Consider the following 16,191-nt stretch of genomic DNA (forward strand, 5'->3'; position numbering starts at 1 on the left):
TTTTATGCTCGCTACTCTTCCTAGGGGGAGTAGAGTCGTTCTGTGTTATTTTTGAGCTGTTGTTGCCGCGATAAGCTGTGCTTCTTTTTTTAAGGAAGACTTTCGTATTACCAACTCCGGTTTCAGCACTGTCTTCTGTGGGATGTACTTATTGGGGTCAGTTTTCAACTGCTGAAAGAAGAGCTCTGCCGCCATTTTACCCATGGGTATGCTGAGCTGATCTACTGTGGTGAGCGGCGGGTCAGAGAAGGAGGTGAAGGGGTCATTACTGAAGCCAGCCAGGGCCACTTGCTCGGGTATCTTTATGCTTCTTTCCTTCAGTACCTGCATGGCGCCCATCGCCGCAAAGTCACTGGCCGAGAACACCGCATCAGGGACTTCTTTCAATTGCAGGAGCTGCTCCATGCTGGCACGGCCATCCTCCAGCTGGAGGTTGCTGGGTACGACCAGCTCTTCCTCATAAGGGAGCCCGTTATTCTTTAGTGCATCTGTATAGCCCCGCAAGCGCTCCTTAAACACGCTTACTTTTTTAGGGTTCGTGAAGTGGGCAATGCGCCGGCAACCCTGCTCTATCAGGTGCTCTACTATCTTATAGGCGCCCCAGTAGTCGTCAATCATCACCTGGCTTACCTCCAGCGCGTCAGTGGTGCGGTCAAACAGCACCAGGGGCATGCCCTTTTGCTGTGCCTTCTTAAAGTGCTCAAAGTCTTCTGTGTTCTTCCCGATGGAGGCGATGATCCCGTCTACCCGTGCCCGGAACAGGGCTTCGATGGTTTGCACCTCCTTCTCGTAGCTGTCATAAGACTGTGAGATAATCACTTTATAGTCCAGTGTGTTCGCCACTTCCTCGATGCCTCTTACCACCGAGGCAAAGAAAGCCCGGTCGGCAGTAGGCACAATCACGCCAATGATGTTGCTCTTGCCGTTTCTGAGGGCGGCGGCAATATTGTTTGGCTGGTAATTCATCTGCTTTGCAGCTTTCAGCACGGCCTTCTTCGTTGTCTCGCTGATGCGCGGGCTGTTGTTCAGCGCGCGAGACACCGTAGAGGCCGTAATGTTCAGCTTCTCGGCAATATCATGTATGGTTACCTTCGCTTTGATCTCCATGTGTAGTCGTTAGTTCCGTATCGCAAAGCGGGATGAAGGCCTAAGCTTAACTCTCGTTCCGAGGTTTACCTATCGTGGCTAAAATGCCTCCATCCACGTAAATAATCTGTCCGTTTATAAAATTGCTGGCCTTGCTTGCCAGGAAAACAGCCACGCCCTCCAGGTCCTCCGGGTTCCCCCATCGGCCTGCCGGCGTTCTGTTGATGATAAAGTCGTTAAAAGGGTGCCCCTCATAGCGTATAGGTGCCGTCTGGTCGGTGGCAAAATAGCCGGGACCGATGCCGTTTACCTGTATGTTATGCCTGGCCCACTCGGTGGCCAGGTTTCTGGTCAGCATTTTCAGGCCTCCCTTGGCTGCGGCATAGGCAGAAACAGTGTCGCGGCCCAGTTCGCTCATCATAGAACAAATGTTGATGATCTTTCCTCTTTTTCGCGCCACCATATTTTGGGCCACGTACTTCGACATGATGAAGGGGGCTACCAGGTCCACGTCCACTACTTTGCGGAACTCCTCTACCTCCATCTCCAGGGCGGGTACCCGGCGAATGATGCCCGCGTTGTTCACCAGCACCTCGATCGGACCAACTTCCTGTTCAATCAGGGCAACATGTTCTTTGGCCTGTGCTTCGTTCGTCACGTCAAACAGGTAACCGTGCACCTTATAGCCTTCCTCGCGGTAGTTGGCCAGTGCCGCCTCCATTTTGGCGGGGGTATTGCCGTTTATGACCAGCGTGGCGCCTGCTTTACCTAACGCCTTAGCAATGGCCATGCCTAGACCGTGCGTAGCCCCTGTAATGAAAGCCACCTGTCCCGTTAAGTCGAAAAGCTGCTGCATGCCGGTTATTTTAGTTCTGTTGGTTGTACCTTATCCATGTCGTTGTAATCCAGGTTTTCCCCGGCCATACCCCATATAAAGGAGTAATTGTAGGTGCCAGCGCCGCTGTGGATTGACCAGGGCGGGGAGATCACGGCCTGTCGGTTCTTCACGAACAGGTGACGTGTTTCCTGCGGCTCTCCCATAAAATGGCACACCGTCTGGTCTTCGGGCAGGTTAAAGTAGAAGTAAGCCTCCATTCTCCTGTCGTGGGTGTGCGCCGGCATGGTGTTCCACACGCTCCCTTTCTGAAGCTCGGTCAGTCCCATTTGCAGCTGGCATGTCTCCACCACGGAGCTAACAAGCAGCTTGCGGATAATGCGGTGGTTGGAGCTCTCCAGGGAACCCAGTTCCACGGTCTCGGCCTGGTCCAGCGATACCTTCTTCGTTGGGTTGGCACGATGTGCCGGTGCCGAGTTAAAATAGAAGTAAGCGCCGCCGGAGCTTGCCGGGTGAAAAATCACTTCTTTCGTGCCCATGCCTACATACAGGGCTTCCTTGTTTGCCAAGGCGATCTCTTCCCCGTCCACGGTTACCTTGCTGTCCGGCCCTACATTGATAATGCCTAGCTCTCTTCTGTCCAGGAAGTGCTCGGAGCGAAGCGTTGGGAACGTTTCCAGTTTCACAGCCTGCGCTACCGGATGGGCACCTCCTACAATCAAACGGTCATACAAGGTGTAGACGGCCTGAACAGTGTCCTGCTGGAACAGGTCCTCGATCAGGTAAGCTTCGCGGAGCTTGGCGGTGTCATAGTTCTTGCTGTCATTAGGGTGGATGGCGTGTCGGGTAAAATAAGTGATGCTCATATCGGTGGGGTGTTGTGTAAACGTTTGCGCAAAATAAAATTAATTTTTAAGGATGGTACGCTTTTTTTCGATTTTGTATGTGAATAAGCTAAAAAAAATATTTTAGTGAGTAAGTGCTGACATTTTTATTAATGCCTATTAAGTGGCTTTAAACGCGTGTTTTGCAGCTTTTTGTGAAAATACTTAAAGTTTATTTTGTGAATAAAGATAGAAAGTTTTAAAATGCAAACGATTGCGCAACCTTTCTGATTGATCGTTAGTAAGTGCTTAATCAGCAGCGAGGAGATAAGCAGGTTGATCTGACTTTAACAAAGCGCAGAAGCGGCAGGACAAAGGCTAAAGAAACCGGGCTTTTGTGGAGACAAGCAGGCTTTAGGCTAACGCTTAGGTTACTCAAGATACTGATAGAGTTAAAAATATAACAACAAATCATCTTATTTATTAACCAAAATAAAGGATAACCTATGCGAAATGCTTTACTAAAGAGGATAAGGGTGCTGCTTGTGCTGCCTTTGATCTTCGCTGCCGTGGCAGGTGCGCTTGCTCAGGGTGTTGCTGTAACAGGAAAGGTTGTGGACGAGAAGGGAGAGGGTCTGCCTGGTGTTACAGTGCTCCTGAAAGGAACTACAAAAGGTACTGCAACCGGTGTTGATGGTACTTACACGTTGCCAGGTGTGGATGGTGAAGGCACGCTGCTGTTCTCCTTTATTGGTTATGAGGCCAGGGAGGTAGCTATTAATGGCCGCTCCACGATTAACGTCTCCATGGCTCCGGACCAAAAGGCGCTGGAAGAAGTCGTGATCATTGGTTATACCGCTGTGCCGCGAAGTGAACTGACCAGTTCGGTTTCGTCGGTAGGAGCCAAGCAGTTGAAGGATGTTCCCGTTAGTACGGCTGCCGAGGCCCTGGCGGGCAGACTGGCTGGGGTGCAGGTAACGACATCGGAAGGGCAGCCCGGCGCGGAAATCCAGATACGGGTGCGTGGCGGTGGCTCTATTACGCAGGATAACTCGCCGCTGTACATCGTGGACGGAATCCAGATGGAAAACGCGCTGTCCATTCTGTCGCCCCAGGAGATAGAGTCGATCGACGTGCTGAAAGATGCGGCCTCTACGGCTATTTACGGTGCTCGCGGTGCCAACGGGGTGGTCGTGATCACCACAAAGGGCGGGGTGGCCATGCCAACGCAGGTAACCTACAACGGCTTTACAGGTGTCAGAAGCATCGTGAATAAGCTGGACGTGATGAAGCCATACGATTATGTGAAGTATCAGCACGAGATCTATAACTACAACACCGACGAGGAAACCAGAAGAGGCTTTACAAGTCGCTACGGTTTATACGAGGACATAGACATCTATAAGAACATGCCTTTCATGGATTGGCAGGAGGAGGTCTTTGGCCGTGACGCCTCCAGCCAAACGCATGTGTTGGGTGTAACGGGCGGAACCGAAAAAACATCCTTTAACTTCACGCTAAACCACACCGACGAGGAGGGCATCATGCTTAACTCCGGCTTCCAGCGGACGCTTGCTTCCTTTAAGTTCGACCACCGGGCCTCCGATAAATTAAGAGTTGGCCTTAGCACACGCTACAGCCGCCAGAAAGTAGAAGGCGTAGGCACTTCCCACACCGGCTCGCAGGGTAACAACAGGCTGAGAAATGCCGTGCGCTTCCGTCCGTTCGTGGCACCGGGCATGGAAAACACGATCGATGAGTTTGACCCTGAGTTTGCCAACCTGACAAACCTGATCAGCCCTGTGCTGTTGGCCAGAGAGGAGCTGCGGGAGGACTATAGAAACGATATTTTGGTGAATGGCTGGTTCAGCTATGAGTTGCTGAAAAACCTGACCTATAAAACGGTAGTTGGTATCACGAACACCAACAGGGACCGCAACGACTTTGACGGCCCTCACACCAGCCTTGCCAGGCAGAACGCAGGAATGCCTGTGGTTGAAATGCGTGCAGGAGAATCACTGGCACTGACAAACTCCAATACCCTTAACTACAAGTTCGACATCAACAGCGATCACAAGTTTAACCTGCTGCTTGGCCATGAAATCTGGCAGCGAAACGACAAGACGAGCACCGTAGTAACAAAGTACCTGCCTGTAGATATTACCGCAGGCCAGGCTTGGTCTGGTATAGACAAGGCGACGCCTCCTTCCGGACTTATTCAGGATGCCCCAAGCACCTTTGAGGAAGAGCAGCGCTTGCTGTCTTATTTCGGCCGGGTGTCTTACAGCTTTAGAGACAAGTACCGTGCGGTGTTTAACATGCGGCGCGATGCTTCTTCTCTGTTCTCCCCGGAGAACCGTGTCGGCTACTTCCCTTCTGCCTCTTTGGCGTGGCACATTGCCGAAGAAAGCTTTATGGCAGGTTCTGACGCTTGGTTGTCAGACCTGAAGCTGCGCCTGAGCATGGGTGAGGTAGGCAACAACAGAATAGGGGTGGACTTGTGGAAAACGATGTTTACTAACTCTTCTGATTATGGCTATGCTTTTTCAGAGTCTGTTACGCCGGGCTTCGTGTCCTCCAGCCTTGCCAACTCCAACCTGACCTGGGAAACCACTGTCTCCAGAAACCTGGGCCTCGACTTCTCTATATTAAACAACAGAATCAGCGGTTCCATAGACGTGTACAAGAACAGTACCCGCGATTTGCTTTTGCTGGCCAGAATCCCACAGACCAGCGGTTACTCTGACCAACTGCAAAACATTGGTAGAACCGAGAACAAAGGCTTGGAGGTGCAGTTGAGCGGGGTGGTTGTAGATAGCAAAGACTTTTTCTGGAACGCCAACTTCAACGTGGCCTTTAACAGAAACAAGATCGTGAGCCTGGGTGTGGACTCTGACGGCAATCCGCTCCGGTCTTACCTGGTAGAGTCCGGCTGGGTGAACAACCTGCAGGACTTCCTGGTGGAGGTTGGCCAGCCAATCGGCCAGTACTACGGCTACGTAACAGACGGCTTCTACACGGTGGACGACTTTAACGCCACTTTCAACGAAGCATCCAACACCTGGACTTATACGCTGAAAGAAGGTGTGCCGAATACCAAAGACATCGCCCTTGGTAACAGAGATCCGCAGCCAGGCGATCTGAAGCTGAAGGACCTGACGGACGACGGCAACTACATGATCACGCCTGACGACAGAAAAGTGCTCGGAACATCACAGCCAAAGTTCATCGGCGGCTTTAACCAGCAGTTTGCTTACAAAGGCTTCGACCTGAGCGTTTTCTTCAACTTCTCTTATGGAAACAAGGTGTACAACGCCAACAAGATAGAGTTCACGACGCAGTACCTGTACCGTGATAACAACATGCTGACGCTGATGAACGACAGATGGAGAAGATTTGATGACAATGGGCAGCTGGTGACAAACCCAGAGCAACTGGCGGAGATGAACAAGGACGCCAAGTACTGGACACCGCCACTGGGGCAGTACTTCCTGCACTCTTTTGCGATAGAAGACGGTTCTTACCTACGCATCAGCAACGTGACCCTTGGCTATTCCCTGCCAGAGCGCCTGGTAGAGAAAACAAAGGTGTTCTCGAAGTTCAGGGTATACGCTACTGTTAACAACCTGCTGACCCTGACTGGTTACACCGGCTATGACCCGGAGGCCAACACCAGAAGAAGCAACCCGCTGACACCAGGTGTTGACTATGCTGCCTACCCTCGCAGCCGCTATGTACTGGGTGGTGTTAATGTTACTTTCTAATCATTAAAAGGCGATGATCATGAACAAGAAATATATAAAGTCTCTGTTTTTGCCACTGGCGCTGAGCGGTGTCGTAGCTTTATCCTCATGCGAAAGTTACCTGGATGTGGAAAACCCCTCTACTATCTCGCAGGAAGCCGTGTTTACCAGTGTGGGGTATGCAAACTCTGCCGTAACGGGCATTTATAACAGCCTGATGGGCGACAATGGCTATGGTAGCCGTATCTCGACGCTTTATCCAAACGGTTCTGACGATATCAGGATTGGCGGCACCTATAACCCCTTAGACCGGAGAGGTATCAGCGGTTTTGGAGTTAGCCCAGACAATACAGAACTGAACAGGCCCTTCCTACAACTGTACCAGGGAATAGAGCGTGCAAACATAGCTATTAAGTACATCCCTGTTTCTAACCTGTACAACAACGGCACTCCTGCCGAGCAGGCTGCCATGCGCAAACTGCACGGGGAGGCCCTTACGCTGCGCGCCCTTTTCTACCACGAGTTGATCCGCAACTGGGGAGATGTTCCTGCGCCGTTTGAGCCATCAGCAGATCAGGCAGACCTGTACCTGGCCAAAACAAATCAGGACGATATCTACGACCGCCTGCTCGATGATCTTGCCCTGGCGTCAGAACTGGTGCCATGGAAGTCGGAGTCCGGAGACCCAAGTACGCGCATAACCAAGTCGGCGGTGAAAGGACTGCGCGCCAGACTGGCGCTGGCCCGTGGTGGCTATGCCCTCAGAAGAGACAGCCGCAAGATGGAGCGCCGGGCCGATTACAAAGACTACTATGCGATAGCCCGGCAGGAGACCCTGGACCTGATCCAGAGTGGCAGGCACAGCCTGCACCCCAGCTACGAACAGGTTTTTAAAGACCTGCATACAGGGGCAAGCGGTGGCGCTACAAATGAGATGATCTTTGAAATAGGCGCTTTCGGTGGTAACTCTAAAACAGACAGTAAGTTAGGCTATAGTAACGGCCTTCGGATAGACAAGAGCTCTAAGTATGGCCAGGCGAACGGCCAGCTGGAGGTTATCCCTACTTACTTCTATGAGTTCGGGCTGGGTGATGTGAGAAGAGACGTAACGATCGCTTTCTTCCAAATCGACAAGGATGACAACAAAGAACTGACCCGTCTGACGCTGATGCGGGACGGTAAGTTCAGAAAGTACTGGACCAGCATTGACGGTACAGCCCAAAACATGGGCATTAACTGGCCAGTCCTGCGCTATGCCGACGTGCTGCTGATGTTTGCCGAGGCGGAAAACGAGCTGAACGGACCTACCCCACAGGCGATAGAGGCTTACGAGCAGGTTCGAAAAAGAGCCTTTGCTGGTAACGAAGAAAGCATGGGCACTACGCCCACCGACAAAGAAGGCTTTTTCAACGCCGTTGTGCAGGAGCGCTTTTTGGAGTTTGGGGGAGAGGGAATCCGCAAGTATGACCTGATCCGCTGGAACAGGCTTTCCTCTACCATAGCCGAGACAAAAACAAAACTGACGGCCCTGATGAATGGAGAAGGCCGCTATGCCAACGTGCCGGAGTACGTTTACTATAACCCTACTCCGGTGGTAAACACCACAGTGCCAGCGGAGGTTGCCAGCTTTGACTTCTTCGGAGGCGCCATTAATAAAGCCATGTACTCGCCTGCGCCTGTTACCACGCCAAGCGGTTACACCCGGGTGAACTGGCGGGCAGCCGTGAATGAGGAGTACATTGCAACTTTTGCAATTGCTTTTGAGGAGAACAAGTCGGAGCTGTTCCCCATTTACAGTGGGGTGCTGAATCAGAACTATAACCTGACCCAGGACTACGGATACTAACAGAAATAACTGGATTCACGAACAAAAATCGTTAAGACATGAGAGTAGCTATAGATAAAATCATCAAACTGGTTCCGGTTATACTGCTTGGCGCGCTGGCCTTCGCCTGTGAAGAGGATCCGGATAAGCTGGACCCCATGCGGATGTTTACACCAGCCGGGGACATCAGAGCAGTAAGCGGCGAGACACAGGTAAAATTAACCTGGAACCCCTCGCTTTACACGACCAGTGCCAGTGGTGCAACTTACACAGTAGAGGTAGCAGCAGACACTCTGTTCCAGACACCGATCATCCTGTCCGTGCAAACGGACACGGCCGGAGTGGTACTGACCGACGAGCAGCTGGACATAAGGCAGAAGTACTTTGCCCGTATCAAGGCGAACGCGCTGGGCGACAGGCCGGAGTCTAAGCACTGGGCGGTAAGCTCTAGCTTTATGATCAGAGGCATGCAGATATTCGAGGCCCTCATGAGCACTGATATCACAGACAAGGCCGTGCTGCTGAAATGGAGAGCGGCCGAGGGACTTACTCAAATTGTGCTTACACCGCAGGAAAATGGCGGGCCTGCCGGGGAGGCCATCACAGTGTCTCTAACGGAGGAGGCGATCGCTGCCAGGCAGGAGCTGGTGCGCGGACTTACTCCCAGCACTGCTTACCGGGCGGAGATCTTCCGCGGGAACCGTGTAGTAGGTTACTTGAATTTTACTACCAATGCTGCCACGGTAGGTAACGTTATCGACCTGACAGGCTTTACGCAGCGCCCATCCGTGCTGGAGGATACGCTCCTGCAGGTAGAGTCCGGCAGCATCATCGTCCTGAAAAAAGGAGTGACCTACACGATCTCTAACACGGTCAACCTGGACAGGTCCGTGACGATCATGAGTGAGAACACAGTGGAACCGACCAAGGCAACCATCTTCTTTACCAGCAATTTTAACATAGCCGAGGGAAGCCAGATAGACTCCGTGGTATTTAAAGATGTGGTGATGCGCGGCAATGACTATGGTGGGGTGTATGTGTTTAACATAGATAATGCCTCTACTGTGGGTAAGATCAAACTAGAGGGAAGCCATGCCGAGATTTTCAGGGGGATTGCCCGCATCAAGACAAGTGGCGTTACAATAGACAAGTTCATCATTAACAACAGTGTGATCGACAGTGTCGCAAACTACGGCGTGCTGACGGTGGATAACTCCGGTGCCCGTGTAAATGATATCCTCTTCAGCAAAAGCACCTTCTACAAGATAGAAAGGCCTATTGTCAGCAAGAGCAGCGCGAACTCTATCATCATTGAGCATTCTACCTTCAACGATGCGCCTGAAGCAGGCCGCTACCTGGTGGATTTCAGCTCCAACGATGTGGCCCAGGGTGTGCAGTTCAGGAACAACATCGTGGGCAGAGGCAAGAAAATAGGAGAGGACAATGCGGTGAAAGGCATCAGGGTGGGCTCGTCTACGTTGGTAGAGTCCAGCAGCAGCTACGCTACCTCAGACTACAACGCGACAGGCAACCAGATCCCGAACCTGACGGTGTACAGCGGTACAGCCACGGACCTTTTCCAGGACCCTAAGAACGGGGACTTCACGATCAAGGACCCGAACTTCGCCGGTAAGAGTACTGCCGGAGACCCTCGCTGGAGATAGCATGTAAACTACAAAGAGGTATGGGGGTTCACCCATACCTCTTATCTCCTTTTAAGAAGACATGGAGTGGCTGCATAAGCCAACGCCAATCGAGCGTGAGTTCAGATAAAATCTAAGAAAAATGACACATGTAAAGTCTCCCACATTGCGCTGTCTGTTCTTGCTGGTGCTGTTCTGTTCCACAGGGCTATATGCGCAAAGCCTGCAGCAAGAGCTCCCACTCGCCTTTGGGATAGAGGTAAAGAACCCGCTGAAGCAGCAACGGGATAACGTAATGGTATTTATTCCGGAGAGTGAAATCCTGAAGCAGAATGTTGCCTTCAACCCGAACGCCTTCGTGGTGGTGGATGGAAAGGCCGAAATACCCAGCCAGTATAACCGCAGGGATGCCGCCCACAAGGGCATAGTGCTGGTACTGGACCAAATGAAGGCCGGGGAGGCACGCAAGCTGACCGTGCAGTTTAAGAAAGACGGCACGTTGGCGCGCCAGTACCCAAAGCGTACCCAGGCAGAATTGTCGCACAAGGTGGGGGGGACCTTCCAAAACAGAAAATACATTGGGGGCACGTTCCAGAACGTGGACTCACTACGGGTGCCGGACGAGCACACCGATCACTCCAACTTCATCCGCTACGAAGGACCGGGCTGGGAGTCAGACAAAGTAGGCTACCGCTTTTACTTGGACTGGCGCAACGGCACGGATGTGTTCGGGAAGAAGACACAGGACGTGGTACTGCAGCGGGTCGGACAGGATGGCTTTGACTCTTATCACGAGGAGGCAGACTGGGGGATGGACGTGCTCAAGGTGGGCAAGTCGTTGGGCGTAGGTACCCTGGCCTTATTCCACGAGGGGCAGGCAAACCGCGTAGCCGAAACAGACAGTATGATCAGCGTGATTTCAGAGAATGGAGATGTTTATTCCTCTATCCGCACTAATTACTATGGCTGGAAAGTAGCGGGGTTGGAAATGGATCTGCACTCGCTGCTGAGCATACATGCCGGCAGCCGCCTGACGCACCACCAGGTGCAGGTACAGGGAGCTTCACCACAAAACCTGAGCACCGGCCTGAACAAAGACGCCAAAGCAAAGCGCTACGCCAGCAAAGGCAGCAAAGACCAATGGGGCTACCTGGCAAGCTACGGCGAGCAAAGCCTGAACAATGATCAGTTAGGGATAGCCGTGCTATTCCGGCCAACAGATTTGATTGCCTTTACAGAAGACGCCAACAGTCACGTGGTACAGCTAAAGCCGACAGGCGGACAGTTGGAGTACTATTACCTGGCCGCCTGGGAACTGGAGCCGGAGGGCATTAAGACCGAGGAGCAGTTTATGCAGTACCTGGAGCAAACGGCCCGGGAGCTTGCAAACCCGGTGCTGGTGAAAGTGTCCGGCGGGAAGACAGGCCGTGCGCGTGCCGCCAAAGAACTATAGTCAGGAAACAGCCGTGGCTCCAGTAGCAGCAGGTAAAAGACAAGAGATGAGATTAAAGAAAGTGTGTTTGTTAGGTTTAGTTTTTCAGACGATATGCTTCGTCAGTTGCGCACAGCAACCGGCGAGTGTGTCGGCTGTACCTACGCCTGAAACAGAGCGGGTACTTGCTTTTCCAGGAGCAGAGGGCTTTGGGAAATATACCACCGGTGGCCGCGGCGGGCAGGTAGTGGTGGTCACGAACCTGAACGACGAAGGGCCTGGCAGCCTGCGGGAGGCAATCCGGAAGAAGGGGCCACGTACCGTTGTGTTTGCCGTCTCAGGTTACATCGACTTGGAGTCGCCGCTTGATATCAACAACAGCGATATTACCATCGCGGGGCAATCTGCGCCGGGTGACGGAATAACGCTGCGCTATCATCCTATGAACATAAAAGCCGATAATGTGATCGTACGGTACATGCGCTTTCGCTTAGGTGATACAAAAGGAGTACAGTCAGACGCCGTGAGCGCAAACAAAGGCAAAAACAACATCATTGTAGACCACTGCTCCATGAGCTGGGCAACGGATGAGAGCGCTTCTTTCTATCGGAACAAGAACTTTACGCTGCAGTGGTGCATCATTTCAGAGAGTCTGAACCAGTCCGTGCACGCGAAGGGAGACCACGGCTATGGTGGTATCTGGGGAGGGGAAGGAGCCTCCTTTCACCACAACCTGATTGCCAACCACATGAGCCGGATGCCCCGCTTCAGTGGGTCCAGCTCTACCCAGAACTCCGCAAATGAACTGGTTGACTTCCGTAATAACGTGATCTATAACTGGGGAGGCAATAACGTGTATGGTGGTGAAAAGGGGCGCTACAACATGGTGAACAACTACTATAAGCCGGGGCCTGCCACTCCAAAATCGAAAAAAGACAGGTTACTGGAGCCATACGCGCCTTATGGACAGTTCTTTATGGCCGGAAACGTGATAGAGGGAAACCAGGAGGTTACGCAGTACAATGCTCTCGGAGTTAGTGTGGACCATCCTGACTCGGTCCTGGTTGCAAACCCTTACGAGGTAGTCACCGTGCGTGAACAGGGAGCGGAAGAGGGATATGAACTGGTATTAGCCAATGCGGGTGCTAGTTTGAAGCGCGACCAGGTAGATGAGCGGGTTTTGCAGGAGGTGCGGGGAAACAACCCGGCAAGCGGTAAAAACAAGAACGGTATTATCGATTCACAGCAGGATGTGGGCGGATGGCCGGAGCTAAGATCGGCACCAGCGCCAACCGACAAAGATCAGGATGGGATGCCCGATGCCTGGGAAAAAGAGCACAAGCTGAACCCCGGTAAAAAGGAGGATGCAACGGCTTACACCTTGGACAAACAGTACACCAACATCGAAGTGTACCTGAACAGCCTCGTGAACAAAAAAGAGAAGATATGAGATTACTAACGGCCTTGTTATTCTTCCTGACCATTTTTGCCGCCCAGGCACAGCAGCAAAGGATCGTGGTGGCGCAAGACGGCAGCGGCGATTACGCCTCTATACAGGCGGCTGTGGATGCTGTCCGGGCTTTTCCGCTGGAGCGAGTAGAGATCTTCGTCAAGGATGGCGTTTACCGCGAGAAAGTGGTCATTCCATCCTGGAAGACGAGTATCTCCCTGATCGGAGAAAGCAAGGAGAACACCATCATCCGGTGGGACGATTACTCGGGCAAAGGGGATATCAACACCTTTACCTCCTATACCGTGCTGGTGCAGGGCAACGACTTCAGGGCAAAGAACATCACCTTCGAGAACAACGCGGGTCGTGTAGGCCAGGCGGTGGCCTTGCATGTGGAAGCAGACCGCTGTGTGTTTGAGAACTGTAACATCATTGGGGACCAGGATACCCTTTACGCCGGGGTAGACAGCAGCCGGCAGTATTACAAGAACTGCTACATCGAAGGGACGACAGATTTTATCTTTGGGCCAGCCACCGCCGTCTTTGAAAACTGCACCATCCACTGCAAAAAGAACTCTTACATCACGGCTGCCTCTACGCCCAAAGGGCAGGCCTTCGGCTTTGTGTTTCTCAACTGCAACATTACCGCTTCCAACGAAGCAACCAAAGTCTATCTGGGCCGTCCCTGGCGCCCCTACGCCCAGACCGTGTTTATCAACACTCAGCTAGGAGAGCACATACGGCCGGAGGGTTGGCACAACTGGAACAAGCCGGATGCGGAGAAAACAGCCTTTTATGCTGAGTACAAGTCAAACGGAGCCGGCAGCTCTCCTGCAAAGCGGGTGCCTTGGGCCAGACAACTGAAGGCAAAAGAGGTTCGCAAGTATAAGGTGGAGCAGGTACTGGCGGGGGGCGATGGCTGGCGGGGGGAATAACCTGCTGTACGCCCCTTTTTCTATTTGTTAGTGCAATCGATTGTCTTTAAGGGCAGTAGACTTGATTTATAGGTTTACAACGCAGGGACAGGAGCCAGATTTGTGACGCTGTGATAGTGATACTGCCAGAATTATATTAACTTAATTAGTATGAAGATTACCAAACTCTTTCTTCCTGTGCTGTTGTTAGCGGCCTCCGCCTGTAGTTCCGGGGGTAACCTAAACGAGACGACAGCGAGCCAAGAAACGGCTGCAACAGCCGCCGCAAAGAAACCTTACTCTGTGTGGATGGCGGACTCCGACATTAAACGAAATCCGGAAGGCTGGATGATCGACTTTAAGGAGAAACCCAAATGGGACTATACCCAAGGGCTTTTTGCGAGTGCCATCGAAAGAGTATGGGAGCGCACCGGCGATCAGCGGTACCTTAACTACATACAGGCCTTTGCAGACACCATGATCAGCGAAGACGGCACCATCCTGACCTACAAGAAAAAAGACTATAACATCGATCGTGTGAATCCGGGCAAGTTCCTGATGGAGCTCTACAAGGAGACCGGCGATAACAAGTATAAACTGGCCATAGAGGAGTTGCGCGACCAGATGCGTGCACACCCCCGCACCACCGAAGGGGGCTTCTGGCACAAGAAGATCTACCCGCACCAGATGTGGCTCGATGGGCTGTACATGGCTTCGCCTTTTCTGGCGCAGTACGCTGTGGAGTTTAACGAGCCCGCCTTATTTGACGATGTGACGAAGCAAATTATACTGGTAGACAAGCATGCCTGGGATGCCCCAAAAGGGCTTTGGCGCCACGGCTGGGACGAGAGCCGCGAGCAAAAATGGGCTGACCCGAAGACAGGACAGGCGCCGAACGTGTGGGGCCGTGCCATGGGCTGGTATGCCATGGCCCTGGTAGACGTGCTGGATTACCTGCCAGCAGACCACCCGGAAAGAGATGAGGTGCTGCAAATCACACAGAAAATGGCGAAGGCCATCGCACAGTATCAGGATGAAGAAACAGGGCTGTGGTGGCAGGTTGTGGACATGGGCGGTAAGGAGGGCAATTACCTCGAAGGCTCTGCCTCCAGCATGTTCACTTATTTTCTGGTAAAGGCTGCCAAGAAAGGCTATATCGATCAGCAATACTTGCAAACGGCACGGAAAGGCTATAGCGGCATCCTGAACAACCTGATCAAGGAGAACCCAGATGGCACCATCAGTATTACGCAGGTATGTGCCGTGGCGGGCTTGGGCGGCAACCCTTACCGCAGTGGCACCTATGAGTATTACATCAACGAAGAGCGCCGCGACAATGATCCTAAAGCCGTTGCACCCTTTATTATGGCCTCCCTGGAGTTCGAAGAGCTGAATAAAACCGCTTCCAAATAAAGACAACCGCTAATGACTATTAAGACATATACTGCTGTATTTGCGCTGTTGCTTTGCCTTGTGCTAACACACGTGCAGGCACAGCCGCAATACGATTTTGTAGTAGCCAAAGACGGAAGCGGCGACTTCAGGACAGTGCAGGAAGCCATAAACGCTGTGCCCGATTTCCGGAAGAAAGAGACAAGCATCTTTATAAAAAACGGGGTGTACAAAGAGAAGCTGGTGCTGCCGGCCTCTAAGACTCTGGTCAGGTTTATCGGCGAGGATGTAAAGCACACCATTCTGACAAACGACGACTATGCCTCCAAAAAGAACAGGTTCGGAGAGGAAATGGGAACAACCGGTTCATCCAGCTTTTTCATCTTCGGGGATGACTTCTCTGCCGAGAACATCACCTTCGAGAATTCGGCAGGCCCGGTAGGGCAGGCCGTGGCGGTACGCATAGACGGGGACAAGGTCATGTTCACCAACTGCCGCTTCCTGGGTAATCAGGACACGCTGTACCCGCATGGCGAGAAGAGCCGGCAGTACTATAAGAACTGCTACATAGAGGGTACCACCGATTTTATCTTTGGCTGGTCTACCGCTGTGTTTGAGAATTGCGAGATCTATTGCAAAGAGGGCGGGAGCTACATCACGGCTGCTTCTACACTGGAGGAAACGCCTTATGGCTTTGTTTTTCTGAACTGCCGCATTACAGGCGACGCGCCTGCCAACTCTTATTTCCTGGGCAGGCCATGGCGGCCTTATGCCAAGACAGTGTTTCTGAACTCCTACATGGGAGACCAGATCAAACCCGAAGGCTGGCACAATTGGAACAAGCCGAATGCCGAGAAGACCTCTTACTATGCGGAACACGGTTCCAAAGGGCCCGGAGCCAACGCCGCTGCAAGGGTCAAGTGGTCGCATCAGTTGTCGAAAGAGCAGGCAAACAAGTATACACTGGCCAACATCTTCGATGGCTGGATACCTGGCAAGCCAAGTGAGACAGCAAGCAAGTAGGCCTTTAATACAAGTATACATTAC

11 protein-coding genes are annotated in these 16,191 nt (G+C 52.4%); 8 read left to right on the forward strand and 3 right to left on the reverse strand.

The features are described from left to right. Positions 1 to 45 precede the first annotated feature (45 nt). From CHB92_RS14005 to kduI, 3 genes are read right to left on the reverse strand one after another with little or no spacing between them, the layout of a single operon-like run. A complete protein-coding gene (locus CHB92_RS14005) occupies positions 46 to 1,107 on the reverse strand; it encodes a LacI family DNA-binding transcriptional regulator (protein ID WP_089319840.1) in 1,062 nt (353 codons plus the stop codon). Positions 1,108 to 1,153: 46 nt separating this feature from the next. Further along, entirely contained in the window at positions 1,154 to 1,942 is a 789-nt protein-coding gene (locus CHB92_RS14010; RefSeq protein WP_089319841.1) for a gluconate 5-dehydrogenase, read from the reverse strand. Positions 1,943 to 1,947: 5 nt separating this feature from the next. Then, entirely contained in the window at positions 1,948 to 2,787 is an 840-nt protein-coding gene (gene kduI, locus CHB92_RS14015; RefSeq protein ID WP_089319842.1) for a 5-dehydro-4-deoxy-D-glucuronate isomerase, read from the reverse strand. Positions 2,788 to 3,251: 464 nt separating this feature from the next. Between kduI and CHB92_RS14020 the strand changes: the two genes are divergently transcribed. The 8 genes from CHB92_RS14020 to CHB92_RS14055 all read left to right on the forward strand — a co-directional run bounded on the left by CHB92_RS14020 (position 3,252) and on the right by CHB92_RS14055 (position 16,167). Further along, complete coding sequence (locus CHB92_RS14020) at positions 3,252 to 6,509, forward strand: SusC/RagA family TonB-linked outer membrane protein (protein WP_245842579.1); 3,258 nt, start codon at positions 3,252 to 3,254, stop codon at positions 6,507 to 6,509. 19 nt (positions 6,510 to 6,528) lie between these two features. Beyond that, on the forward strand, positions 6,529 to 8,334 hold the full coding sequence (locus CHB92_RS14025; protein ID WP_089319899.1) for a RagB/SusD family nutrient uptake outer membrane protein: 1,806 nt from the start codon (positions 6,529 to 6,531) through the stop codon (positions 8,332 to 8,334). Positions 8,335 to 8,372: 38 nt separating this feature from the next. Beyond that, positions 8,373 to 9,977: a DUF5123 domain-containing protein gene (locus tag CHB92_RS14030; protein WP_089319843.1), complete on the forward strand. Its 1,605-nt coding sequence runs from the start codon at positions 8,373 to 8,375 to the stop codon at positions 9,975 to 9,977. Between the two features lie 121 nt (positions 9,978 to 10,098). Then, on the forward strand, positions 10,099 to 11,409 hold the full coding sequence (locus CHB92_RS14035) for a DUF4861 domain-containing protein (protein ID WP_089319844.1): 1,311 nt from the start codon (positions 10,099 to 10,101) through the stop codon (positions 11,407 to 11,409). Between the two features lie 46 nt (positions 11,410 to 11,455). Next, on the forward strand, positions 11,456 to 12,838 hold the full coding sequence (locus CHB92_RS14040) for a pectate lyase family protein (protein ID WP_245842581.1): 1,383 nt from the start codon (positions 11,456 to 11,458) through the stop codon (positions 12,836 to 12,838). After that, positions 12,835 to 13,773, forward strand: coding sequence for a pectinesterase family protein (locus tag CHB92_RS14045; RefSeq protein ID WP_089319846.1), 939 nt, complete (start codon positions 12,835 to 12,837; stop codon positions 13,771 to 13,773). The genes CHB92_RS14040 and CHB92_RS14045 overlap by 4 nt, the downstream gene beginning before the upstream one ends. 150 nt (positions 13,774 to 13,923) lie before the next feature. Then, complete coding sequence (locus CHB92_RS14050; RefSeq protein WP_089319847.1) at positions 13,924 to 15,165, forward strand: glycoside hydrolase family 88/105 protein; 1,242 nt, start codon at positions 13,924 to 13,926, stop codon at positions 15,163 to 15,165. 12 nt (positions 15,166 to 15,177) lie between these two features. Beyond that, the gene (locus tag CHB92_RS14055; protein WP_089319848.1) at positions 15,178 to 16,167 is read left to right on the forward strand and encodes a pectinesterase family protein; all 990 of its coding nucleotides are present in this window, start codon (positions 15,178 to 15,180) and stop codon (positions 16,165 to 16,167) included. The last annotated feature ends 24 nt before the right edge of the window (positions 16,168 to 16,191 follow it).

It is taken from the genome of Pontibacter ummariensis (assembly GCF_900188175.1).
GTDB lineage: Bacteria > Bacteroidota > Bacteroidia > Cytophagales > Hymenobacteraceae > Pontibacter > Pontibacter ummariensis.